We start from the raw sequence: 25164 nt of genomic DNA, 5'->3' as shown, positions 1-25164 counted from the left end.
CCTATCAGGGCATGATCGCCGCGACACCCCCGAAAGGCGACAAGGCCGCCTGGACCACCAAGTGCCAGGCGCTCATTGATTCCGTGAAAAAGGTGCAGGCAAAAGATCCCGCCGGTGCCGCTGCTTACAAGGCGGCGGTGAACTGCAAAGCCTGCCACACCGACCACAAGGGCGCGTGAGCCGGTCTCATGGAGCGCGGAATTTTTTCCTCAGCACTCCGCGTACGCCCCAGGCTCCGCGCTGTTCCTACAGTGTCTCGATAACGCCTGGGCCAGTGCCACCGCCTGCGCGAAGCGTCTTGGAGTGCGAGGGGCTAGCCTTGGCGCGACGCCGCTCTCGCAGGCCGGACGGCGCGATCAAGACGAAGATCGTGCGTTACCTCACGAAAGCGATGTCGCCGATGCCGGCTTGCGCCGTATCTCTGCCACCGCACTCCCAGACGTTGTCGCGTGGCTCAGGTGTCCCAGGTCTCCCAAACACACGCTCAATGCCCTTGGCCACGTGCCATTTTTCCCTCGAAGTTTATATCCGCGCTTCAGCTCATCTTCGTAGTATTCACTGTGGATGCTGCTAATCATCCTGACCCCTCATGCGTTCCTTTACGATGACTTATTTCCAACCCTCCTGCGCGCTGCTCGCGTGCAGTCTTCTCCTGACTTCCTGCGACCGTTTGCAGGAGCGTGAAGCCATCACCGAGTCGCGTGAGCTTTCCAGCCATGCCACCAAGCCGCATGCGGACATCCCCAGCGCCACGCGTTTCTATGATGACGCGAAAGAGGAGCCCCAGCAGCAGCAGCGGCCTGGCTTTCGTGAACTGCTTACCTGGACTCTTCCTGAAGGCTGGAGTGAGTCCACCACGCCAGACCCCATGGGCATGCGGGTGCTCGACTTGAGATTTGGTCCGAATCAGGAGGGTGAATGCTACATCTCCCTCATGCCCGGCCCTGCGGGTGGTCTGGAGGCCAATGTGAACCGCTGGCGTACGCAGATGGGGCAGCCGCCCTACACGGCGGAAGAAATCGCCAAGCTGCCGACGAAGCCCTTCTTCAATCGCGATGCCTCCTTTGTCGCGTTTGATGGCGACTTCAAAAGCTTCGGTGCCGAGTCTGCCAAGACCGGCTACCGCATGCTCGGCCTGATTCATTCCGCCGATCAGGCCACGATCTTTGTCAAGCTCACCGGCCCCAAGGCTCTGGTGGAGCAAAACGCCGCCGCCTTCGACGCCTTCTGCCAGTCGATCAAACCGAACCTGCCCAAGCAAGAGTAACGAAGCCTGCTGTCCCTGCGCTCGTCATTCATCGTTCTGATTTCGTCATTTCCCAGCCCCCCGCTCTTTCCGTCGTGTCCGACTCATCCAAATCTATCCCCGCGAAAATCTTCGCGTTCTTCTCCAGCTTCGGCCTCGCAACCTCGGTGCTGGCCATGCTGCTGGTGCTCACTTTTCTCGGCACGCTGGAGCAGGCGGAGCACGGCCTCGTCGCAAGTCAGGCACGCTACTTTGAGTCGGCCTTCATTGACCGCATCGACGTAGGCGCCTGCTGGCGCGCTCTCGGCTTCAACGTGTACTGGAACATCGGCGATGTCTCGCTGCCGCTCTACATCGTGCCCGGCGGTTACACGCTCATGTCGCTGCTCTTCGTGAATATGCTGTGCGGCGGCATCGTGCGCATCCGCAAGTCACCGAAGACCATCGGCGTCATCATTTCTCACTTCGCCATTCTCTTCATGATAGCCGCCGGTGCGGTGACGCATAAGTTCGCCATCGAAGGCAGCTTGAACCTGCGCGAAGGCCAGACGGGCGACGAGTTTCAGAGCTTCCATGATCGGGTGATCGAGATCGAAAAATTGCAGACAGATCCCAAGGCCAAACGCAGCGTGCTGGTGATCGATGAAGCGAAATACCGTGATGCCACAGCGGCCGGCCAGGGCCGCACCTTCACCCACGAAAGCCTGCCGTTTGATCTCATCATTGCTGGCTGGAAAAAGAACGCACAGCCCAAGCGCGATGCCAGTGGCAGCCGCGCGGATGCTGTGGACGGCTACTTCATTCAGGAGATGCCTCAGCTGGATAAAGAGGGTGCGGCCATGGCGGATGAGCAACTCGCCAGTGCCTGCATTGCCATCGCGAAAGATAAAAAAGGCGGGGCAGTGCACAATGGCATCCTCTGGGAGTTTGCCGCCGCCCCTTGGACGGTCACGGTCGGCGAGGACAAGTACCTCATCTCTCTGGTGCACCGCACCTACAAGCTGCCCTTCGCCGTGCGGCTGGATGAGGCGAAAGAGGAAAAACATCCCGGCACGGAGCGCGCACGGCTCTTTAGCAGCAAGGTCACCAAAATCACCGGCGACCATGAGGAGAAGCGATACATCACCATGAATGAACCCGTGCGCAGCGAAGGCTACGCGGTGTTCCAGAGCACCTTCAGCTCAGGCGTGCAGGACGGCACGGGCGTGAAAAGCTCCGGCTTCATGATTGTCGAAAATCCCGCCGACCACTGGCCGCTCATCTCCTGCATCATCGTCGCGGAAGGACTGCTGCTGCACTTCCTCATGATGCTCGCCCGCTTTATCAAGGTGAACCCCTGGTCTTTCGCCCTCAGTCTCATCGCTGCCTTCAATGCCGCCTTCGCCCTCGCGATGTGGAAGCTGCTCTAACCGCCCTCCGGCCCACGTATTTCTCTGCATGAATCCTCTTCGTTCCATTCTTCTCGCGCTGTTCACGCTCAGCGGCTTTGCTGCCGCGGCGGAACTGCCGCCGCTCGATCTCTTCCGTGACAAGGAGGTCGTCGAGACCTTCGGCTCCATCCCCGTGCAGGAGTCGGGCCGCATCAAGCCGCTGGAAAACGTCGCCAGCTATCGCCTGCTGCGCTTCCGTGCCCGCCGCAGCATCTGGCTGACGGACAGCGGTGAGATGGATGGCAAGCCGCTCGTTGATCCCGTCACGAAGAAGCCAATCGAAAAAGAAGGCAGCACACCCGATAAGCCCAAGCCGGTGAAGCTCAATGCCGTGGAGTGGATGCTGATGAGCTGGTTCCGCCCCGACATCGGCCGACTCGTGCCGCTGTTCAAAGTGGACAACTCTTCTGCCATCACCGAACTCGGCCTGACCGCCAAAGCCAAGCGCGACCAGTACACCTACGCCGAGATCGAGCCTGCACGTCAGGTCATGATGGAAAAGATGGGTGAGTATCGCGATATTCCATCCCGGAAGCAGACTCCGGAGCAGCGCATGATCGTGCAGCTCGCCGCCAACTTCCTCGATTACGAAATGATCATGGGTCACTTTGATTTCATCCGTGAGCCGATGGGCGCAGCGCCGAAGGATCTGCCAGCGGGCGTGACCCCTCCCGTGCGTTTGTCCAAAAGCCTGAACACTCTCATTGCAGCCGTCCGGGCCAACACCGGTCCGCCCATGCAGATCCCGTGGTTCCGCGATTTCGCCAAAGCAGCACTCGGTGCCATGATGAGCGGCAATGCCGAGCAGCAGTTTCGCATCTTCCCGCCTGTGCCCGGAGACGACAACGTGTGGACCGGACCCGGTGAAATGATCTTCAGCTCGATCAACAGCGACAAAGTGGTGCCTGCCGATCAACTCGCGTGGCTGGGTTTGTATGAAGACGTTTACCTCGCCCTGCCTGATGCCACCAAGTTCAAGGCCGCCTCCAAGACCCTGCTGAGCAAAATTCAGGATGCCGCCAAACTGCGTGGGGAAGGGCAGTATGTCGCATTGGAACGTCACTCCATGCGTGCGGATTACTTCTTCTATGCGCAGTGGATTTTCCTCGTCGGATTCATCGCCGTGGCGTTCACTTGGATTTCGCCCGGCTCACGTTTTGAAAAAGGTGCCAGACTTAGTGCATGGCTCCTGCTGGGTGCGGCCACCGCGCTGGCAGTCACTGGCGTCGTCATCCGCTGCATCATCATGCAGCGTCCGCCCATCACCACCTTGTATGAAACCATTCTCTTCATCGGTTCTTCCTGTGCTCTGCTGGGCTTGTTGGCAGAGATGATCACAAAGCGCGGGCTGGGCCTGCTCGTCACCGCCATTGGTGGCACGGCCTGCATGTTCCTTTCCATCCAGTTTGAAGCTTCGGAGGCCACTGACACGCTGCAACAACTGCAGGCCGTGCTGATCACGAACTTCTGGCTCTCCACCCATGTGCCGATGATCAACCTCGGGTATGCGGCCTGCATGGTCGCGGCTTTGATTTCGATGATCTATTTCGTCCAGCGCCTGTTTGGCGTGTTTAAAACCGGGGAAGGGGATGCGCGTCTGCTGACCCGCGTCGCCTACGGTTTCATCGCCACAGGCCTGTTCCTCTCCCTCGTTGGCACCGTGCTCGGTGGCATCTGGGCGAACTATAGCTGGGGCCGCTTCTGGGGCTGGGATCCGAAGGAAAATGGCGCGCTCATGATCGTGATCATGTGCCTCGTGATTCTGCATGCGCGTCTTGGTGGCTACATCCGCGAAATAGGCCTGCACTGCTGCAATCTCATTCTGGGCTGCATCGTCATCTTCTCCTGGTTCGGCGTGAATCAGCTCGGCGTCGGCCTGCACGCCTACGGTTTTACCGATGGCATCTGGCCCAAGATCTACGGCTACTGGCTCAGCCAGTTCGTGATGCTCGCCTATGGTGTGTTTCTGGCCCTGCGCGAACGCAGAGTCAAGACGCTCAAAGTGCCTGACGCCACGGCGGAAGGGCTGGAAAAGTCACCCGCTAACTGAGTCGAGCGCCAAGGAACGCTCCCCACGGAGCGTCTGTTTTTAACCGGTTCTGGCGTCAGCCCCCTGATTCACCAACCCCGGTCGCCTTGCCGCCAGCTTCATTCGCTGTCGAGGGCGCAGGGGACGTTTGCCCAGAGCCGATGGAACATCGGCGCTCGTGCGGCGGGCTGCTGTGGAACCGCCTCCGGCATCAGTGTCCTCATCCCAAGAGTGTACTTGACCGATCCCTCCTCGTCCAAGCCTTACGCCGCCTGCAGCGTATGGACTGCATTGCGCGTGCGGAACACCTGACGCAGCTTTTTCAATCCAAGTTCCATCCGGGTTTTTACCGTGCCCAGCGGCGTTTGCGTGGCCTGGGCGACTTCGCGTTGGCTCATGCCCTTCAGGAAAGCCAGCTCGATCACCTCCTTCTGCGCCACGGGCAGCAGCGTCAGGTGCTCACCCAGCACGCGGCCCATATCTGCCTGCTCGCAGTCGTCCGTGGTGCCGTACGTGAAGGTCTCGGTTTGCTGAATGGAGAGTTCCATGCGGTCCATGGCGCGACCGTAGGCCATCGAACGGCGCAGGTGATCAATCGCCCGGCGTTTGCACATCGTCATCAGCCATGAAAGGGGGCGGCCCTTGGCCGGTGTGTAATGCTGCGCCTGCCGCCACAGTCCAAGAAAGCACTCCTGCAGCACATCTTCAGCGCCTGCATCATCCGTGATCGTGCGCATGATGGAGTTCTTCAGCAGACGGCGGTGGCGCTGGATCAAAGCTTCCAAGGCCGCCACATCGCGGCGCTGGATGCCCGCCATGAGTTCCTCGTCCGGAGGTTGCTGGGTGTCGGGGCTATCAGTCGGAGCCTGTGCCTGCTGCTGTCCGTTGTTCCAAGCAATAGGGCGGCCAAGTTCGAGAGTGTTCATGTTGCAGATAAGTTGGATTCGTTGCCAGCGCGGCGGGTACTGACCCCGTTGCTTACCCGCCCATATTGCAAAGCCCGCATGCCCTTCACCATGGGGTGAAACCCTACAATGCACCGCCGCCCCCACCTCACAGGTTCTGCCCGCATTGCCGGAGTTAGATACGAAGGCACTCCTTTGCCGCCGCGATGGATAGTCAGCGCTGTTTTAAAGGATGGAACAAGATCCATTTCAGACCTCTGTGTTTCATCGTGCCGCAGTGCTGAATTTGATCGTTTGTAAAAACCAGCCGAACTCGCGCCTTATTGCGGTTCGCAAAACTCATTTCCGTTTAGCAGGCTGTTTCTTGGTAGCAGATCATGAGCTTCCTTCTTCGCTCTCCTGCGTCGAGCTACGAAGGACAGGTCGACGGCGGCTGGCTGAGGACAGCCAGCCCTACCTGCGCTGGGCATGCCAGCGCAGGTAGGGCGCTTGGTCCTCCAAGCGCCGTCGAGCGTCGCCATGCGCCTCTATCCGGAAATCTGTTTTGGAAGACGCCATAAACAACTGCCATTCCACACGCACCCCATCGACTCGCCGGACCGGCGCCGCAGCATACAGGCTCATCAGTCATGCTCTGTCATACCATAGCCTATGGGGGCGATTTTCCAGACGAGCTGAAGCTCTGAACTACTTTCCTGCGAGGCGCGCTGGAAGGTGGTTCAGAGCTTCAGCTCATTCCATCGTCAAGCTATAGCGGTTCGCAAAACTCCTTTCCGGCTAGCAGGCTTGTTTCTTGATCGCAGATCATGGGCTTCCTTCTTCGCTCTCCTGCGTCGAGCTACAAAGGACAGGTCGACGGCGGCTGGCTGAGGACAGCCAGCCCCACCAGCGCTGGGCAGACGCGTGGCCATGCGCCGCTATCCGGAAATCAGTTTTGGAAAACGCTCTAGCGCCATGATTGAGAACAATCCTACCACTGCGCCACGACATGACCCCGCTTGATCTCTTGACCTCCGAGTCCACTCCTCACCCCAGCTTCCAGCCCTCACGCGGCACACGGCTGAGGAAACGATTCGCCCCCTCGTTGTTGGTGATCCGCATCGCTTGGGCATCCCAGAGGATTTTGCCACCGGCTCGGTAGGCCACGTTGCCCAGATGATTCGCTTCAGTGAGCGGTCCAGCGTAGCTGAAGGGGCTTCCCGTGGGCGTGCCATTGCGGATGGCCGCGAGGAATTCAGCGTGCTGGCCGGGTGAGTCGGCGATGAAGGGCTTGGGTGCCAGAAAGTCTTTGAAGGTCGCTTCGGGCAGCAGGACGTGCTTGCCGTAGTCGGAGAGCAGCATGCCTTTGTCGCCAATGAAGAGCACACCGCTGCTCCACTTGCTGATGATGGGGTCATTCTTCCAGACGTCAGGTTTGTGTGCGCCCTGATGCCAGTGCAGCTTGCACGCAGGCATATCGCCACGCGGACCATACTCATACACCGCATGCATCGTGGCCGGGGCGATCTCGGGATGCGCCGGCGGGCCGAAGGCTTCGATGCTCAACGGGGCATCGAGCTTGAGCGCCCAAAAGGGCAGGTCGTTCCAGTGACTGCCGAGGTCGGACATGGTGCCATTGCCAAAGTCCCACCAGCGGTACCATTTTGGCCCAGGGAAATACACGCTGCTGTAAGGCCGCATCGGCGCCGGGCCGATCCACAAGTCCCAGTCAAGATACGGCGGCGGTGTTTCTGCAACGGTGGGACGCTCCGTCACATGGATGATGTCGCCGTTCTTCTTCGCGTCTTCCTCACTCTGCAAACCCCAGGCGCGTGAGACGCACACGTGCGCCTCGGTCACCTTGCCAATCGCGCCGCTTTGAATCAATTCGACCACGCGGCGGTAGTTTGGCATGCCGTGAATCTGAGTGCCCATCTGCGTGGCCACACCCGCCTTGGCCGCAGCCTCGGTGATGAGCCTCGCTTCCGCGACGTTGTAGGAGAGCGGCTTTTCACAGTACACCGCCTTTTTCATCAGCAGCGCAGGCAGCGTGGCGTAGGCATGCGTGTGCTCCGTGGTGCTGACCACAACGGCGTCGATCTCGCCCTCGCTGAGCGAATCATAGAGCTTGCGGAAATCGCGGAACTTCTTCGCCTTCGGAAAGGCCGACCCGGCGCGGTCGAGGTTTTCGCCATTCACATCGCAGAGCGCGACAACGTTTTCACGCGACTCCGTGACCGCTGGCGGCTGCACTCCTGCGCCGGGTTTGTCAGCGTTCTTGCCACGCGGCGGCGAGTACAGCGCCACACCGGTGAGTTCCTTTATGTTCGACGCAGCGCGTCCGCCCACCCCGATGAAGACCAGGTTCAGTTTCTCGTTCGGCGAACGCGAACTGACAATGGCAGGAAATCCCAGGGCCGCAGCGGCAGTGGCGCTGCGAGCAAGGAACTGACGACGGGAGGAGACGGGTTGGCTGGTGCTCATGGTTGTTGCATTACAACGCTCCACACAGCCAGAGTTTCAAAAGAAACGTCAGGAAGGTGACGGTCAAGGGGTCAAGGGGTGACGATCTTGACTGCCCAGCCCCTCCGCCTATTCCACCTGCTTTTTCTTCTTCCCTTCACCCGGCTTCTTCGGCTCATTGAGCGGCTTGTCGGGATCATATTTCGGATTGCTCTCCGGAATCTGTGCGCCGGTGTCTTTGAGCCAGGCGTTGAGTTTGTCCCGCAGTTGCAGGGCGCGGATGGAGTCAAAGGGGGCGCGGTTGTCCACTTCACCGGCGTCGAGTTTCAGATTGTAGAGTTCGACGTGGTTGTCCTCGTAGAACTGGATGAGCTTCCAGTCGCCTTCACGAATCGCGCTGTAAGGCGTGGCGCTGCCGGGGTGGTAATGCGGGTAGTGCCAGTAGATCGCTTCGCGGGCCAGCGTGTCCGTGCCCCCGAGCAGCGGCAGCAGGGACTCGCCATCGACGACCTGATCTTTTTTGAGCGCGGTTTGCGTGGCGGCGAGCAGAGTGGGAACGGTGTCGTAGGTGATCACGGGCACGTCGCAGGTGCTGCCCGGTTTCACCAATCCGGGCCACGTGACGATGAGCGGGATGTGCACGCCGCCTTCAAACGCGCTGCCTTTGCCAAGCCGTGCGGGGCTGTTGTCCGTGGGGCCGCGTGCCCAGCCATTCGGGCGCACGAGATGGCTGAGGCCGCCATTGTCGCTGGTGAAGATGAACAGGGTGTTTTCCGCGAGCTTCAATTCAGCAAGCTTGGCGCGCAGTTTGCCCACGCTGTCATCGATGCTCTCCACCAGCGCGGCATACACAGGATTGCTGTGACCACCGGCGGCTTTCTTGGCCTGATACTTCGCGATGACTTCCGGCTTGCCCATGATCGGCGTGTGCACTCCGTAGTGCGGGAGGTACACGAAGAACGGTTTGGCCTTGTTCTTATCGATGAATTTGACGGCTTCATCCGTCAGGCGGTCGCTCAAAAATTCATCCTTGGGGCCATCCGGCAGCGTGGCGATCTTGTAGGGTGAAAAGTAGCTCGGCGGGGAGCCGATGTGCGCGCCGCCGATGTTCACATCAAAGCCCTGCTTGGTGGGATAAAACTCCTCTTCGCCGAGGTGCCATTTGCCGATGCTGGCGGTGGCATAGCCGCGTGTCTTGAGACGTTCGGCGATGGTTTCCTCCTCCAGCGGCAGTTGCATCGTCCACTTGGGGACCAGCAGGCGGCCATTGTCCGGCACGTGTCCGGCGATCCAGTCGGTGAGGTGCAAACGCGCAGGCGCTTTGCCCGTCAGCATGGCTGCGCGTGTGGGCGAACACACGGTGCATGCCGCATAGGCCTGCGTGAAGCGCATGCCGTCCTGCGCCAGTTGGTCGATGTGCGGTGTCTCGTAATATTTGGAGCCGTAGCAGCCCAGATCTGTCCAGCCCATGTCATCAACGAGCATGACGATGATGTTCGGCGGCGGGCCAGCAGGCAGCGGCGGCAGCACAGGAACCTTCACCAGAGGCGGCTGGATGGGGGGCAAAGGGATTGGCTGGGGTGGCTCCGCAGCAGGTGCGGGTTCAGCCGCTGCTCCTGGTGCCGTGCTTGCTGGCATGGCTGCAGCACCGGGGGCCGCAGAAGGCGGAGCAGCAGCAGGCACCGCATCTCCGGCTGCGGCAGGCGTAGGGGCGCTAGGCGCAGAAGCTGCCGTTGCTGCTTCAGAGGGAGCCGCAGGCGCGGGAGTTACCTGGGCAGTCGGAGGCGTTGGCACCGCGATGGCAGGCCGCGTTTCAGACGATGCTGCTGCCGCAGGCTCTGGTGCTGCCGAAGGAGTTTGTGCAGTCAAAAGACCGGTCAGGCAAAGGAAGGAGACGAGAAAGCGGTGCATGAAATATCGGCTGGGAAATGAAATGAGACGCTGTCTCATCTTCGATTCCTTTACAAGAACTTATGTGGATTCGGAGTGGAATTTTGGGGTGAACGGAGGTCAAGGCGCAGTGGGGTGCCAAGAGGTCAAGAGGGCGAGTAGGTGGCATCTGGACGATCTTGACGGCACAGCCGCCTTGACGTCTTGACGACACAGTCACTTGACCTCCTCCCACCTCATCGAATCTTCGCATCCGGCAGCTCGCTCTTTACCCCCTCATCCATCGGCATCTTATCCGTCTGCGCATTGAGGCCAGTGGCGAGCATGAGTTTGGCGAGTTCAGCCTGCAGTTCCTTCACCTTGCCGGCCAGGTCAGGCTTGCTGATGAGGTTCTTGGTTTCACCAGGGTCGTTCTTCAGATCGTAAAGCTCGGCCATGTGTTTGTCGGGGCTGCCATCGCCATGGGGGTAGTGGATGTACTTCCAGTCGTCGGTGCGCACGGAGCGCACATTGGGAGTATAAGGGAACTGTTTCTCGTAGTTGTAGTAGTAGAACCAGCTTTGACGCCAGTCGGGATCGCCGCTCAGCGCGAGCTTGACGAAGGATTTGCCGTGGATGTTTTCTAAGGCGGGCGCACCGCAGAGTTCGAGGAGGCTGGGGGCAACATCAATGGTGAGCACCTGTTGCGTGATGGTCTTGGCTGCCCGCTTGAGCTGTGGCGCGCGGATGATGAGGGGGATGCGCAGACTGGCCTCATGCGCGGTGCGTTTGTCCACCATGCCGTCTTCGCCTTCGAGCAATCCGTTGTCGCCCATGAAGACAATGACGGTGTTGTCGAGTTGCTTTGTTTCCTCCAGCCAGGCGCGCACACGGGCGACGCTGTCGTCCACGCTCAGAATGGTGCCCCAGTAGCCGTGCACCATGTTTTCGAAATCTTTCACTGCGGCGGGGCTGTCATCGGGGAATTTTTTCCGCCATTCAAACAGCGGGCCGTAGATGCCATGCCAGGTGTAGAGCCTTTGTTTGATCCACTCAGGCTTGTCATCCAGCATAAAGGCTGTGGCGGGGTAGGGGACACGCACCTCATCAAAGCTGTGCTCATACTTCGGCTCGGGTGTGTAGAAGCTATGCGGAGCCTTGTGGCCGATGCAGGCGCACCACGGCTTGTCTTTGCCCTGCTCCTTCAGCCAGTCCAGTGCGAGATCCGTGACCACGTTGGTGTAGTAGCCCTTGATCACCTCGCGCTTCTTGCCGTTCAGATTCCACTCGGTGTCGTAGTACTTGCCTTGGCCTTTGTGCGTCACAAAAGTGTCGTAGCCGGGGCGCGGGTCGTCATTTTCCTCCCCCATGTGGTACTTGCCAAAGTAGCCCGTGGCGTAGCCCGCATCATGCAGCACCGAGGGAAAGCTGCGCAGCGTGGCCGGGAATTCGGTGAAGTTATTGGTGACCCCATGCGCATGCGCATAAAGACCGCTCAGGATTGAGCCACGGCTCGGCGAGCAGAGCGAGGTGGTGCAGAACGTATTGGCAAAGCGCACGCCCTCATTTGCGAGGCGGTCGATGTTCGGCGTCTTCACATGCTTCGATCCGTAGCAGCCGAGCGCATCTGGGCGGATGTCATCACAGAGGATAAAGAGGACATTCGGCTGCGCTGCAAAAGACGAGTGCAGCAGGACAAAGGATGAAAACAATAGCGCAAGGAGTCGGATCATGGTGGGATTATCAACGAAGGGATGCACTCGTCTTTGTCAAAAAGGAAAGGCGGGGCCGTGCGTGACGTTCTTCTTCACGCCATGATCCAACGCCGCTCCTTTATCAAACAGTCCGCCGCCGCTTCTGCTGGCGTGTTCTACATCGCCAAAACTTCCTGGGCCCAGAAGAGCCCGGGCGACACCGTGAACGTGGCCGTCATCGGCTTTGGCGGTCGTGGTGGCTCACATATCAGCGGCTACAATAAGCTCAACGCCGACGGCTCGGGCGTGCGCGTCGCCGCTCTGTGTGACGTGGACAGCAAGACGCTGGGCAAAGGACTCGCATCCTACGACAAGGAAAAAATCAAAGTCACCGGATACTCCGATCTGCGGAAGCTTTTGGAAAACAAGGACATCGATGCCGTGAGCATCGCCACGCCGAACCACTGGCATGCGCTGGCCACGATCTGGGCTGTGCAGGCGGGCAAGGATGTGTATGTGGAAAAGCCCGTGTCACATTGCGTGTGGGAAGGCCGGCAGATGGTCAAGGCCGCGCGCAAGTACAGCAAGATCGTGCAGACAGGGACGCAGTCGCGTTCCAGCCGCAAAGGCCTCGCGGAAGGCGTGAAGTACGCGCAGGATGGCAATCTGGGGAAAATCCTCCTCGCACGGGGCCTATGCTACAAACGCCGCCCCAGCATCGGCAAGACCGAAGGTGCGCAGCCGGTTCCTGAATCCATCGATTACGATCTCTGGTGCGGCCCCGCTCCGAAAGGTCCGCTCATGCGCGAGAAATTGAAATACGACTGGCATTGGACCTGGGACTACGGCAACGGCGACCTCGGCAACCAGGGCATCCACCAGATGGATATCGCCCGCTGGTTCCTCGGCGAGTCGGAGCTTTCCCCCAGCGTGTGGAGCGTGGGCGGCCGCCTCGGGTATGAAGATGACGGCGAAACTGCCAACACGCAGATCATTTACCACGGCTACGAAAAGGCCCCGCTCATCTTCGAAGTGCGCGGCCTGCCTGATGCGAAGGACGGCAAGAACATGGACAAGCTCATGCAGACCAGCAAGGGGGTGAAGTTTCAGCCTCTCCCCGGCAAAGATGGCAAGGAGGGCGTGACCGGTGCAGGCGTCGGCGTCATCATCGAGTGCGAAGGTGGCACCATCGTCGTGCCTAACTACTCAGGCTGCGTGGTCTTCGACAAAGAAGGCAAGGAGATGAAAAAGTTCGAAGGCAGCGAAGACCACTTCAAAAACTTCATCAATGCCTGCCGCAGCCGCCGGGTGGACGATCTGAACGCCGACATCCTCGAAGGCCATCTTTCCAGCGCCCTGTGCCACACGGCCAACATCAGCCACCGCCTCGGCCAGAAAGAAAAGCCTGAGGCCATTCTCGAAAAGATCAAAGGCGACCGCTTCGCCACCGACAGCTTCGAGCGCATGCAGGAGCACCTCGGCAAAAACGAAGTCGATCTCACCAAGAACCAGCTCACCCTCGGCCCCGTCCTCAAGATGGATCCCAAGACCGAACGCTTCATCGACCAAGACGCCGCGAACGCGATGCTGAAGGACAAGTATCGCGCGCCATTTGTGGTGCCGGAAGAGGTCTAGTCGGTAGCCAGTGTGTCACCACAAAAAAGTACCAGCGAGCTTCAGCTCGGTCTGGGAAAGGAAGTCCCATGCCCCACCCCAGCCCCGGTGCACGCGCATACCCAGCCCTGCTAGGGTTGGCTGTCCTCAGCCAGCCGCCGTCGGAGCCCAAAACCTGCGAAAAACAAACCACCTCCTAACCTCCTCGCCGAACGATTTGCCTTGCCAGTCGCGTACTAAAAAAATGTCCCTGATCACCGCAGAAAACTCCAAGCCCGGCTCGCATGACTGGCAGCTCACACGCATGCGCCTCGACAAGAACGACGGCGTGCGCACTTCCTTCATTGAAGGTTACTGCTCGCGGCAGTCGGTCAGGGCAGGGGAGGCGCTCGACATCCTTGTCAGCACCAAGCCGGCGGCACGCTTCAAGCTCGAAATCTTTCGCACCGGCTACTATGGCGGCTGCGGTGCACGTTTGATGGCGGAGCTCGGCCCATTTGAAGGCAAGGAGCAGCCGGTGCCCGTGATTGGCGAGAAACGGCTGCGCGAATGCCGCTGGGAAAAGACGACGACGCTCACGATTCCGCAGGACTGGCTGAGCGGGGTCTATCTGGGGAGGCTGACGACGCTGCCTGCCTCTGCGGACGAGCCGTACTGGCAGAGCTACATCGTGTTCATCGTCACTGATGAGCGGAAGGCGGACATTCTCTTTCAGTGCAGCGACAACACCTGGCAGGCCTACAACAAGTGGCCGGACAATTACTCGCTCTACACCGATCCGAAGGGCAATCAGGGTTCGTCGTCGGATGTGAGCTTTGATCGTCCGTATGGGAAGTATTCGCAGATCTACGAGAATCCGCAGTCCGTCGGCAGCGGCGAGTGGCTGTGCTTTGAGTTTCCAGCCGCCTACTGGCTGGAGAAGGAAGGCTACGATGTCACCTACTGCTCGAATGCCGACATGATCACCCCAGATCACGGCTTGAAGTGCAAGGCCTTCATCAGCATCGGACACGACGAATATTGGGACATCTGCCAGCATGACAGCGTGGCGAAGATGCGCGATGCTGGCGTGAACCTGCTCTTTCTCTCCGGCAATTCCGTCTGCTGGGTCACGCCTTTTTCACCGAATGCCGACGGCGTTCCCAATCGCCGGATCTTCCGCGGCGGACCGTACGGGGGTGACTACAAGTATGCCGTGGATCGCGAGAAGGATTACGGTCCCTATCCGCATCGCGGGCCGGACGAAGGCTATCTCATGGGCGTGCGCAACATCGACCCCGTGAACGGGGGTGGCGACTGGACCTGCACCAAGCCCGAGCACTGGGTGTTTGAAGGCACGGGCATGAAGCAGGGGGACTGCATTCCTGGTATGATCGGGTGGGAATACCACGGTGATGCACCCAAAGACTTGCGCGGATTGGAGATCGTGGCCGCTGGCACAGCCTTCCAAGGTGGAAGCAATCCTCAGCAGTGGCAGGCCGTGATCTTCGACGGGCCGAAGGACAACTTTATCTTTAACGCCTCCACGATCTGGTGGGCGCAGGGCCTGAGCAAGCCGCCGGGCCAGATGCCGGTGTGGAGTCACTACTCACGACCGCATGGAACGGATGCGCGGGTGCAGCGTATAACGGCGAATTTGCTCAAAAAGGCAATCGGAGGTTAGCCCTCCGCGCAACTCACACCAAAATCGCCTTCGCCACCTCGCCGCTCACATCCGTCAGCCGGAAATTCCTTCCTGCATACCGATACGTCAGCCGCTCGTGATTGATGCCCAGCAGATGCAGCACCGTGGCATGCAGATCATGCGTGCCGATGATGCCCGTCTCCGCTGTATTCCCCATTTCATTCGTGCTGCCGTAAGTGAAGCCACCCTTCACGCCGCCACCGGCCATCCACATGGTGTAGCCGCCGCCGTTGTGACCACGACCGTTGTAGGGTTCGTTGTCGTAGCCGCTGCCGCGACCGAATTCGCCGCCCCAGATGATGAGGGTGTCTTTGAGCATGTCGCGCTGTTTGAGATCGGCGATAAGTCCGGCGATGGGTTTGTCGATGGAGGTGCACTGCCGCGCGAGACCCTCTCGAAGGTTGTTATGATGATCCCAGCCAGGGGAGCCAAGCTGGATGAAGCGCACGCCTTTTTCCGCCATGCGGCGGGCCATGAGGCATTGCGTGCCGAAGCGCTCCGTTTCTGACTCGTCGAGCCCGTACATGTCACGGATGTGCTGCGGTTCTTTGTCGAGATCCAGCATTTCAGGCACGCTCGTCTGCATCTTGTAGGCCAGCTCATAGCTCTGGATGATGCCCTCGATCTCCGGATTGCCGGGATCACCACTGAGCAGCTTCCGATTGGCCTTTTGGATGAACTCGATCTGCTTGCGCTGCTGCGCATCACTGAGCCGTCCATTGCTCAAGTCGGGCACTCCACTGCCACCGCTGACGAGGCGCGTGCCTTGGAAGGACGCGGGCAAGAAGGCGCTGCCGTAATTCATCGCACCACCGTCGCCCACGGGATTGATCGTGACGAAGCCCGGCAGATCCTCCGCCTCCGTGCCGAGACCATAGACAATCCACGCGCCCATCGAAGGCCGCACAAAGGTCTCGCTGCCGATGTGCAGCGCCACCGTGGCCATCTGGTGCGCATTGGTCCGCGTCTGCATGCCGTTCAGCAGGCACAGATCATCCGCCTGCTTTGCCAGCTCAGGAAACGCTTCCGAAATCATGATCCCGCTCTTGCCGCGCGGTTTGAATTCAAACGCCGAGCCCATGTATTTCTGCACCTTGTTCGCCTCCGCCTTCGCCAGCTCCGGCTTGTAGTCAAACGTGTCCAGGTGGCTCGGCCCGCCCTGCATGAACATGAAAATCACCCGCTTCGCCTTCGCCGCAAAGTGTGGCGGCTTCGGTGCCAGCGGATTGATCGTCTTCGGCGGTGCTGCTGCATTCGCCCACTGCTGATGCAGCGCATTAAACGCCAGCCAGCCGAAGCCGGTGCTGGTGGATTGGAGTATGGAGCGACGTGTGGTCATATTGAAATTGAAAGGTTAAAACACATATCGAAATTCCGCCGTGCCCAGCAGGGCCTGCACAAGCGTTTGCATATCCAATTCGGCCGCATCGCGAGTTTCTTCGCTGGACGGCTCTCGACCCAGGACAAGTCGATAGACGGCTTTGACATCCTTTCCGCTTTCGCCCGCGATCTCAGCAGACAACTCTTCCACCATCGGGTTGTTCATGAAAAACAAGGCCTGCGGAGCCACCGTGGTGACATCGCGCTGCCCCTTGATCTGCGTGGGTCCAGGGAAGTCAAAGGTGCTGAAGAGTTCAGGAACATTGTCACGCACCACCGGCAGGTAGATCGTGCGATAAGGATCCTCGGGGCTGAGCAATCCACGCGTCACTCCATGCCGTCCTTTACCTCCTGTTCCCACCACCTGAACACCTTCGGGACGCTCAAACGTGAGCTTGCCCGCCAGTTGCAGCAGAGTATCCCGCAGCGGCTCCAATTCGAGGCGCTTGGGATTCATCCGCCAGCGCAGCTTGTTCCCAGCGTCGGGATGTTCAGGATTTCCCGTGCTCGCCAGGCGATACGTGCGACTGAGCATCAGCGTGCGGATCATCTTCTTCACGGACCACCCGCCCTCAACGAAACGAATCGCCAGATGGTCGAGCAATTCCGGATGCGTGGGATCGCTGCCCGTGGTGCCAAAGTCATCCACCGTGCGCACGATGCCCTCGCCAAATAAATGCTGCCACAGGCGGTTCACCGCCACCCGCGAAGTCAGCGGGTGCGTAGCCTGCGTCATCCATTGCGCCAGCTCCAGCCGCCCGGAGGACTTCGCCGGGATCTTCGGCAGCGGGGGCAGAGAAGGCAGGCCGAGCACCCCCCGGTCCGGAGCGGCTTGGCGGTCAAATGGATCACCACCCACCGCGAGTTCGCAGTCCTTGATCTCCCCCTCGATCACGCCCATGCAAAAATGCGGATCGTGATCGTAGCGGACGGTTTCCTTGGGATTGCCCAACGTGCGGATGTCATCCATTGAATGAACGCCCGCAGGTAGTTGTGTGGGCGGGCCCACGGCCTCATCCAGCGCGGTGGGCAAATCCACCAGCGCCTCCGCGCTGACATAGCCACCGCGGGCCTCATCATTGCGGTTCGGCGTGCCAGTGAGCGTGCGGCTGCTGTAAAAGATCCCCGCCAGCGCATAGTAGTCCTTCTGGCTCACCGGCTCGGTTTTGTGATCGTGGCAGCGCGCGCAGCTCAGCGTGAGTCCCAGAAACGCGCGTGACACCACATCGATCTGGTCATCCACCTGATCGAGCAAGTGCTGCTCGTAGTTGCCTTCCTGCAGGTTCATGCTGCCGAGTGCGAGCATGCCCGTGCCGACGATTTGATCGCGGCGCTGGAGAACCGTTTTCGCCGCAAGCAAATCACCCGCGATCTGCTCTGCCAAGAAGCGATTGTAGGGCTTGTCCACGTTGAGCGAATCAATCACCCAGTCCCGATACCGCGCAGCATACAGAAACGGCGCATTCCACACCCGGCCCACGCTGTCCGCATACCGCACCACATCCAGCCAGTGCCGCGCCCACCGTTCGCCAAAACGTTCGCTTAGCAGAAACGCATCCACCACCTTCGCAAACGCCACATCATCCGCCGCTGCATCCTTCACAAAACGCTCCACCTCCTCCTGCGTCGGCGGCAGCCCGCGCAGATCAAACGAAGCCCGGCGGATGAGTGTCACACGCGGGGCATCGCCAATGGGGTGCAGACTGTCTTTTTCCAGCCGTGCGAGAATGAAACGATCAATGTCATCCTTCGGCCATGCGGCGTCTTTGACCGCAGGCACCGCTGGACGCATAATGCGCTGGTAGGACCACGGCGTTGCGTTTTCGTATTTCTCGGAAGCGGGAAGAGGCAGAGCTGAGAGGAATATCGCAGAGACGAGAGCGCCGCAGAGGCATGATCTTCTCAGGCTTGGATGGTGGATGTTCATGGCCGATGGTTGAAAAAGATTGCTTCGCCTCACTACCTGGCCTTGAGCCAGGTGGTCAGCGCTTTCACATTCTGCACGAAATCGAGACTGTAAATCACACCACCGGCGGGTTTGGTTTTCTTGCCGCTCGCATCGCGCATCCAGCCGCGCTCTTCATCGGTCACAGGCCAGGAGCCATCGTTTTTTTGCTCTTTTAAGATCGTTGCGATGTCAGCCTCAGTCGGTGGCGAAGCCCAGCGCTCTTTCTCAACCCGGGGGAAAATCACTGGCTCGCTGCGCTCGATCTTTTGCCAAAACGCCCCCAGCGTCTCCAGCTCGCTGTCCCACTTCCAGCCGTAGTTGGAGGAGGCCTTCGTGTCCGAATAAGTCAGCACAAACCCCTTGCCGCCTTCGCCACGCTCAAAGTACAGCGGCTTGTTGGTCTGCAGCTCATAGTAGCGTGCGATCCTCCCGTCCGGCAGCAGCGACTTGCGCAAATACGCCAGCGCACGCGGCAGCGGAGCCAGGTATCTCTTGTCTCCCGTGGCCGACGCCAGCTTCAGCAGCGCCCACATGGCCGACTGACTTTCGCGTCCACAAATCGCGCTCGGTTCAAAGGCCCGGCTCCACGCCGGGTGCATGTCCGCATCATACTGCTGCGCCCACGCTGGCTGCGAGCCCGGCATCTGCGCCGTGATGAGAAAATCCCCCCCGCGCTTCGCCGCATTCAGACACTTGGCATCACCGCGCAGCTGCCATGCGAGAAGCAGCGTGCTCATCAGCGTTGCGTGCGTGTTGTCGTTGAGCACATAGCACCCGGTGAAATCCTTCGGCCACTTGCGCGGCCAGTCGGCGGGATAACTGCCCGTCTTAATAGGATACATCGCCACCGGTGGCGGCGCACTCGGCCACGAGTCCCAGTTTGCGCTCCATCCACCCGCCGGATACTGCGTGGCCATGATCGCGCTCAGCGCAAACTCCGCCGCCTCCTTGATCTCACCATCCTTGCCACCAAGCGCGTGATCCACCCGCACCAGCAGCCGCGTCGCGGCCTGCGAGACATCATCATCAAACGTGGAGTAGTTGTTCTTGTTCTGGTGCCGCTTCCAGGCATGCCAGCCACCTTCACCCTCCGGCACCTTTTTGCGCTCGACGAGCTTGCCATCTGAATCTCGACGATAAAGCTGCGCCGCCCGGTTCTTCTCATCGAAATGTCCCGCATAATCCCAGCCGCCTGAAGCCAGTTGCGTACGCGATACCGCATGTGCCGCCTCAACCGCCGCCGCGAGACACTTTGCATCCTTCGTCGCTTCGTAAGCATCCAGCATCGCCATGCCGACCGCCGGTGTGCCCGGAGGCTGGATCCAGATCGTGTCCGGCGCGGGAATGCCTTCGGCCTCACGCAGGGCGAAGTCGGCGCTGTATCTATAGACATAGCCGCCATGAGCCGCCGCTTTGGAATGGTAGAAGGAAACAGCCTTGGTGACCGCAGCACGGACTTCAGCAGGAGTCGCTGCCATTGCGAACGACCAAATGCCGAATGCCGAAATGAGAACGACAAACAAATGACGAGGGCCAAATGACGAACCCTGCATTCGGCGGTGGTTGGAGTCTGCGTTCGACATTGGGTGTTATTTCGTCATTCGGATTTACTCATGCGTCATTTGGCCGAAACGCTGCGGCCAGCGCGGTCATGATTGTCCAGCCAATGATCTTTGCGCGCCTCCCGCTCCCGCTCACTCCACCTTGATCCCGACCTTCTTGTTCCCGTTGTCACGCACGGCATCGACGGTGTTGTGAAGTGCGCTCAGCGGGATGTTGTCGTCGCCGGTGACGACGACTTTGGCTGCGGCGTGGTCGGGAAGGAAGGTGCTGAGGTGGCCTCGGAGGCGGCTCATGGAGACTTCTTCTTCACCCACCAACACGGCCTCGCCATTTTTGATCACGCGGAGAGTGATCGTCTCGCTCGAGGTGTCGGACTTGTCGCCGTCGTTGGCTCCCGTTTTCTTGCTGCCTTCACCATCTCGTGCGCCGGTCTTTTTGCCGCCTTCACCATCACGCTCTCCTGTGCGCGGCTTTTCTCCATCGCGGGCACCGGTTTTATTGGTGCTTTCCCCATCGCGTGCACCGGGTTTCTTGGTTCCGCTGTCACCTTCGCGCATGCCGGGCTTCTTGCTGCCTTCGCCCTCACGTTCTCCAGTGCGTGGTTTTTCCCCATCACGAGCGCCAGGTTTCTTCGCTCCGCCTTCGCCGTCACGCATGCCAGGCTTCTTCGTGCCGCCATCACCATCGCGTGCGCCGGTTTTACGAGTGCTTTCACCGTCGCCTGTTCCGGGTTTCTTGGTGCCACCGTCTCCTTCACGTATGCCGGGCTTTTTCGTTCCGCCGTCACCCTCGCGGGTGCGTGCAGGGCTGCCCTCTTCACTTGCGCCGGTCTTGGGCTTTTCAGCTTCGGGAGCGCGCGCGCCCTCACGGCTGCGCTCTTTGGCGGGGACTTGTTTTTCCGCCGCACGCGCGGTGGTAAATGAGTAGCAGACGAGTGTGCTCAGCGTGAGGACGAGCAGCAGTTGCAGTACAGGCTGGCGGGCGGTTGGGTGGGCTATCATATGGATGCGTTGGCGCAGGGTGGGGTGGTTGCGCACGCATGGGGCCAACCCTGCCATGGCCGGTGGTGCGAAAAAGGTTTCCTGAATGCGGAGAAGGGTGTGGCCGTAGTCGAGGCGCTCGGTGGGGGAGAGGAGTGCGAGCACGCCTGCATCGCAGCGGAGTTCGCGGTCTGCCTGAAAGCGTGAGACGACGAACCAGACGAGCGGATTGAACCAATGGAGCGCCTGCACGGCGATGGCGGCCCAGTTCCAGATCAAATCATGCTGCTTCACATGGAGGAGTTCGTGGAGCAGGACGTGGCGGAGGCTGTGTTCGTCAAAGCGTGTCTGCCAATCTTCGGGGAGAAGGATGCTTGGCTGAGCGATACCGACGACGGCGGGGGTGGTGCCTGGTGGCATCAGGATGATACGCGTGGACGGATGGATGCCTGCCTTTTGAGAGAGGCTTGCGATGAGGGCACGGAGGAGGGGCGCGGTGGCGAGTGGGCGCTGGCGGAGAGTGAGATCGAAGCGGCGCTGGCGGTGAAGTGCAGCGGCGAGAACGAAGAGGGTGCCCGTCAGCCAGAGGGCGAGAGCCACTGTGTATGCAGAAAGGATTCCCGCAGATTCAGGGGCAACACGGGTTGAATCAGAAAGAATCTGCGGGTTGCCTGAATCGGTGGGGGAAACGAAAGCTGCGGGAGCGGGGGAAATTTGTGCCACTGCATCCTGCTGAAACCAGGCTCCGAGGCCGAAGCCTGCGGGGATGAAGGCGGGGAGAATTAGCTTGGCCCCGACGAGGAGCCAGAGGCCGATGCGCCATGCGGGACTGAGGCGTGTGCCGAGCATGAGGCGCAGTCCCAGCACGGCGAGGATCAAGAGGCTGGCCTCAAGCGAGGTGCGCAGCAGCCAGTGGAGGAGGGTGTCGGCATTCATGGGATGGGACTACTTTTTGAGTTTTTTCTCAGCCTGATTTAGCACTTCACGCAGCGCGGCGAGGTCATCTTGCGAGACATCTTCACGATCCATGAGCCCGGCGACGAACGGGGTGAGGCGGCCATTGAAGACGCGATCCAGGAAACTGCGGCTCTCTTCGTGCTGGCATTGGTCCTGGGCCACGGCGGGGGTGTAGCGGAACTCGCGGCCCACGGCTTCGACGGCGAGCGCCCCTTTGTCGGTGAGGCGGCGGATGAGGCTTTGCACCGTGCGCGGCTTCCAGTGCAGTCGGCCTTCGAGATCTTTGACGACTTCGGCCAGAGTGCTGGTCCCGCGTTCCCACAGGACCTTCATCACCGTCCATTCGGCATCGGAAATCTTCGGGGCGGGAGGTGTTGGTGTGCGGCGTGCCATGGTCGGATTACAAACGTGATCCACGGATTACGCATGTAATCCAAATGGGCAAGAGCTTTTTTTAAAGAATCTATTTGGTCGCAGGAATTCGAAGAATGGCTTGCCACTGCCTCTTTTCGCAGCACAAAGCATTCACTCATGGAAAAACTCATCGTTCACGGCGGCGCACCTCTTAAGGGCCGCATCAACATCAGCGGTTCAAAGAACTCCTCGCTGCCCATTCTCGCGGCGACGCTGCTCACCAAAGACACCTGCACCATCCGCCGAGTGCCTGATCTCAGCGATACCAACTACATGGTGCGCATCCTCGGAGAACTCGGTGCGGAGGTGGAGCGAGCCAGCGGCGTCGTGGTCGTGAAGGCGGAGAAGATCAAATCCGTCGCGCCTTATGAACTGGTGCGCAAAATGCGTGCCTCCATCTGCGTGCTCGGCCCGCTCACGGGGCGGCTGAAGGAGTGTACGGTTTCTCTGCCGGGTGGTTGCGTCATCGGGGACCGTCCAGTCGATCTCCATCTCAAAGGTCTCGAAGCACTCGGCGCACAGATCCTCGTGGAAGGTGGCGACATTTTTGTGAATGCCAAAAAAGGCTTCAAAGGCGGCCCGATGAATCTCATGGGCAAGCACGGCTCCACCGTGCTCGGCACGGACAATGTCATGATGGCCGCAGTGCTCGCCAAAGGCACCACCACGATTGAAGGCGCAGCCGCTGAGCCGGAGGTCGAAGATCTGGCGAACTTCCTCATCAAGATGGGCGCGAAGATCGAAGGCGCAGGCACGAACCGCATCACCATTGAAGGCGTGAAGGAACTGCATGGCGCAGAGCACATCGTCATTCCTGACCGCATCGAGGCCGGCACCTTCCTCGTGGCTGGCGCGATGCTGGGTGACGGCGTCACCTTGAAGCGTGTCATGCCAGAGCACATGAAGACCATCACGGATGCGCTGATCAAATGCGGCTTCCCCATCGAAATCACCAAGGACAGCATCACCGTCCGGCCCAATCCGAATGCCAAAGGCTTCGATCTTACCACACTCTGCTATCCCGGCTTTCCCACCGACATGCAGGCGCAGATGTGCGCGCTCGCCTGTGTCATCAATGACACCAGCACCATCACTGAAACCATCTTCCCGCAGCGCTTCATGCACTGCGCCGAAATGAAGCGCATGGGAGCCAACATTGATCTCCAGGGTGCTACCGCCCGCATTCGCGGTGGCAGTGTGATGAAGGGCGCTCCTGTGATGGCTTCAGATTTGCGTGCCTCAGCCGCGCTGGTTCTCGCTGGGCTGGTGGCTGAAGGCAAGACCGAGATTCACCGCCTCTATCACATTGATCGTGGTTACGAGCATCTGGATGACAAGCTGGCGGCACTGGGTGCGCAGCTTGAGCGGGTGCAGGATAAGTGAGGGGAGGTCAAAGAGTCGTCAGGAAGTCAAGAGGTCAAGGTGCTGCCCTTGACCCTCCTTGACAAGCCTTGCCCCCTTGACTTCTCCGCTTCCCCCCACCCACTTCCAGGTTCTTGCCACCCGCCGCAAAACCTGAAGAAGGTAACCCAAAGTCTGAATGAACTGCACCTCATGCCAGCGTTTATTCACACATGAGCAACCGTCGCCGCTTCCTGCAATCCCTGTCCGCTCTTGCTGTCGCGCCCTCGTTCGCCGCCGAGCCGCCGTGGAAGCTGAATTACATGCTCGCCTCCGCGATGTATGGGAGCCTCCCACTCGCTGAGATCCTCCCCGAAGTGAAGAAGACCGGTGCCACAGCCATCGAACTCTGGCCCAAGAAACACGGCACGCAGCGCGAGGAGATGGATGCCATCGGCCATGAGAAATTCGCCGCCATGCTCAAGGAACAGGGGCTCAGCTTTGGCGGCAGCACCCGGTATGATCTGGGACCGTTCAAGCTGACGGACGAGATCCCGGTTGTGAAGAAGATGGGTGGCACGTTTGTCGTCACGGGTGGTGCGGGGGACTACAAGGTGTCACCGCAGCAGCTGAAGGTGAATGTGAATGCTTTCGTGGAAAAGATGAAGCCGCATGCTGCGCTGGCTGCGGAGAACGGGGTCACGATTGGCGTTGAGAACCACATCAACAACCTCATCGACACCCCGGACTCACTGCGCTGGCTGGCGGATGGCATTCGCGGCATTCCTGGTATTGGCATCGCACTCGCTCCCTATCATCTGCCACAGGACTCCGCGCTGCTGGCGGATCTCATCAAGCACATCGACCAAAAGATGACCCTCTTTTATGCCTGGGAGTACGGCATGGGCTGCATGAAGGCGATGCCGAAGGATGAGGAACTGCAGCAGATGCCGGGACGTGGTAAGCTCGACTGGAAGCCGCTGCTGATAGCTCTGAAGGACATCCGTTTTAACGGTCCCACGGAAATCTTCATGCACCCCACACCGCGTGGTATTCCGATCATGCCGACAGCGGCGGAGACGACGGCGGAAATCGTGCGGGGCAGAGATTATTTGGATTCAATCGTCACGCAGATGTGATCTCATCAAAAGATGACTTTTAAATTCAAGCATTGGGGACTTTGGATATCGACGGCAGTGATCGTGCTTTTCGCGGTGACTGCTGCCAGATGTGCCAGGCCGACGATTAAGCGCAATGATGTGCCAATGTCGCGTGATGAAGCTCTCAAACAAGGAATCCGTTTCCCTTTGCCGAGCACTGCTCACAACATTCAGATCGCACAATACTCATTTGGATTTGCCTACGAATTACTGGTGCGCTTTGAAGCCCCGGTTTCTGTTTGTGAACAGCATGTCGCTGAGGTTTTGAAATGGGACGAGAAGAACCGGCATGACAAGGGCATGCCGAAGCAAGACGAGTTATCGACCGAAAAAGTTGATCATGTTGGTTACATCGAAAATTCCACGCTCAAGCCAACGCCTTGGTTTGCCCTGGGTACACTCAAGCGAGGACTGCATGTAGGGAAGCCCGGCTGCTCCGTTCCCGAAATTTGGATCGACCAGGAAAAAGGCATTTTCTATTTCAGAGAGACAGATTAACCCACGCAAC

17 protein-coding genes are annotated in these 25164 nt (G+C 59.7%); 8 read left to right on the top strand and 9 right to left on the bottom strand.

The window, feature by feature from the left end; all coding sequences use genetic code 11:
* Positions 1 to 589: 589 nt before the first annotated feature.
* The 3 genes from PSV43_RS06840 (at position 590) to ccsA (ending at position 4726) form a co-directional block, all read left to right on the top strand.
* Complete coding sequence (locus PSV43_RS06840) at positions 590 to 1267, top strand: hypothetical protein (protein WP_300194858.1); 678 nt, start codon at positions 590 to 592, stop codon at positions 1265 to 1267.
* 74 nt (positions 1268 to 1341) lie between these two features.
* Positions 1342 to 2655, top strand: a complete 1314-nt coding sequence (locus tag PSV43_RS06835) for a cytochrome c biogenesis protein ResB (protein ID WP_300194856.1) — start codon at positions 1342 to 1344, stop codon at positions 2653 to 2655.
* Between the two features lie 28 nt (positions 2656 to 2683).
* Positions 2684 to 4726 carry a cytochrome c biogenesis protein CcsA gene (gene ccsA / locus PSV43_RS06830; protein WP_300194854.1) on the top strand — a complete coding sequence of 681 codons (2043 nt, stop codon included), beginning with the start codon at positions 2684 to 2686 and terminating at the stop codon, positions 4724 to 4726.
* A gap of 242 nt (positions 4727 to 4968) precedes the next feature.
* On the opposite strand, the gene PSV43_RS06825 is transcribed toward ccsA, so the two are convergent.
* The 4 genes from PSV43_RS06825 to PSV43_RS06810 form a co-directional block, all read right to left on the bottom strand.
* Positions 4969 to 5631: a sigma-70 family RNA polymerase sigma factor gene (locus PSV43_RS06825; RefSeq protein ID WP_300194852.1), complete on the bottom strand. Its 663-nt coding sequence runs from the start codon at positions 5629 to 5631 to the stop codon at positions 4969 to 4971.
* Between the two features lie 1005 nt (positions 5632 to 6636).
* Entirely contained in the window at positions 6637 to 8073 is a 1437-nt protein-coding gene (locus PSV43_RS06820; RefSeq protein WP_300194850.1) for a Gfo/Idh/MocA family oxidoreductase, read from the bottom strand.
* Between the two features lie 108 nt (positions 8074 to 8181).
* Entirely contained in the window at positions 8182 to 9963 is a 1782-nt protein-coding gene (locus PSV43_RS06815) for a sulfatase (RefSeq protein ID WP_300194848.1), read from the bottom strand.
* Between the two features lie 215 nt (positions 9964 to 10178).
* Positions 10179 to 11654, bottom strand: a complete 1476-nt coding sequence (locus PSV43_RS06810) for a sulfatase (RefSeq protein ID WP_300194846.1) — start codon at positions 11652 to 11654, stop codon at positions 10179 to 10181.
* An 81-nt stretch (positions 11655 to 11735) separates the two neighbouring features.
* On the opposite strand from PSV43_RS06810, the gene PSV43_RS06805 reads away from it, so the two are divergent.
* Both PSV43_RS06805 and PSV43_RS06800 read left to right on the top strand, forming a co-directional pair.
* Positions 11736 to 13250 (top strand): Gfo/Idh/MocA family oxidoreductase, encoded by a 1515-nt coding sequence (locus tag PSV43_RS06805; RefSeq protein WP_300194844.1) that lies wholly within the window; start codon positions 11736 to 11738, stop codon positions 13248 to 13250.
* Positions 13251 to 13473: 223 nt separating this feature from the next.
* Positions 13474 to 14892 carry a N,N-dimethylformamidase beta subunit family domain-containing protein gene (locus tag PSV43_RS06800; protein WP_300194842.1) on the top strand — a complete coding sequence of 473 codons (1419 nt, stop codon included), beginning with the start codon at positions 13474 to 13476 and terminating at the stop codon, positions 14890 to 14892.
* Between the two features lie 13 nt (positions 14893 to 14905).
* Here PSV43_RS06800 and PSV43_RS06795 read toward each other — a convergent pair whose 3' ends face one another.
* From PSV43_RS06795 to PSV43_RS06775, 5 genes are all read right to left on the bottom strand, one after another.
* The gene (locus PSV43_RS06795; protein WP_300194840.1) at positions 14906 to 16252 is read right to left on the bottom strand and encodes a DUF1501 domain-containing protein; all 1347 of its coding nucleotides are present in this window, start codon (positions 16250 to 16252) and stop codon (positions 14906 to 14908) included.
* A gap of 15 nt (positions 16253 to 16267) precedes the next feature.
* On the bottom strand, positions 16268 to 18220 hold the full coding sequence (locus tag PSV43_RS06790; RefSeq protein ID WP_300194838.1) for a DUF1549 and DUF1553 domain-containing protein: 1953 nt from the start codon (positions 18218 to 18220) through the stop codon (positions 16268 to 16270).
* 32 nt (positions 18221 to 18252) lie between these two features.
* A complete protein-coding gene (locus PSV43_RS06785; RefSeq protein WP_300194836.1) occupies positions 18253 to 19719 on the bottom strand; it encodes a pectate lyase in 1467 nt (488 codons plus the stop codon).
* A gap of 216 nt (positions 19720 to 19935) precedes the next feature.
* On the bottom strand, positions 19936 to 21720 hold the full coding sequence (locus PSV43_RS06780) for a M56 family metallopeptidase (RefSeq protein WP_300194834.1): 1785 nt from the start codon (positions 21718 to 21720) through the stop codon (positions 19936 to 19938).
* Positions 21721 to 21729: 9 nt separating this feature from the next.
* Complete coding sequence (locus tag PSV43_RS06775) at positions 21730 to 22134, bottom strand: BlaI/MecI/CopY family transcriptional regulator (RefSeq protein WP_300194832.1); 405 nt, start codon at positions 22132 to 22134, stop codon at positions 21730 to 21732.
* 138 nt (positions 22135 to 22272) lie between these two features.
* Here PSV43_RS06775 and murA point away from each other — a divergent pair, with 138 nt between their 5' ends.
* From murA to PSV43_RS06760, 3 genes are all read left to right on the top strand, one after another.
* Entirely contained in the window at positions 22273 to 23538 is a 1266-nt protein-coding gene (gene murA / locus PSV43_RS06770; RefSeq protein ID WP_300194830.1) for a UDP-N-acetylglucosamine 1-carboxyvinyltransferase, read from the top strand.
* Positions 23539 to 23729: 191 nt separating this feature from the next.
* Complete coding sequence (locus tag PSV43_RS06765) at positions 23730 to 24635, top strand: TIM barrel protein (protein ID WP_300194828.1); 906 nt, start codon at positions 23730 to 23732, stop codon at positions 24633 to 24635.
* A 12-nt stretch (positions 24636 to 24647) separates the two neighbouring features.
* The gene (locus tag PSV43_RS06760; RefSeq protein WP_300194826.1) at positions 24648 to 25154 is read left to right on the top strand and encodes a hypothetical protein; all 507 of its coding nucleotides are present in this window, start codon (positions 24648 to 24650) and stop codon (positions 25152 to 25154) included.
* Positions 25155 to 25164 lie beyond the last annotated feature (10 nt).

Origin of the sequence: Prosthecobacter sp. (genome assembly GCF_029946185.1) — a bacterium.
Taxonomy (GTDB): Bacteria; Verrucomicrobiota; Verrucomicrobiia; order Verrucomicrobiales; family Verrucomicrobiaceae; genus Prosthecobacter.
This window is presented reverse-complemented; position numbering and strand designations above follow the sequence as displayed.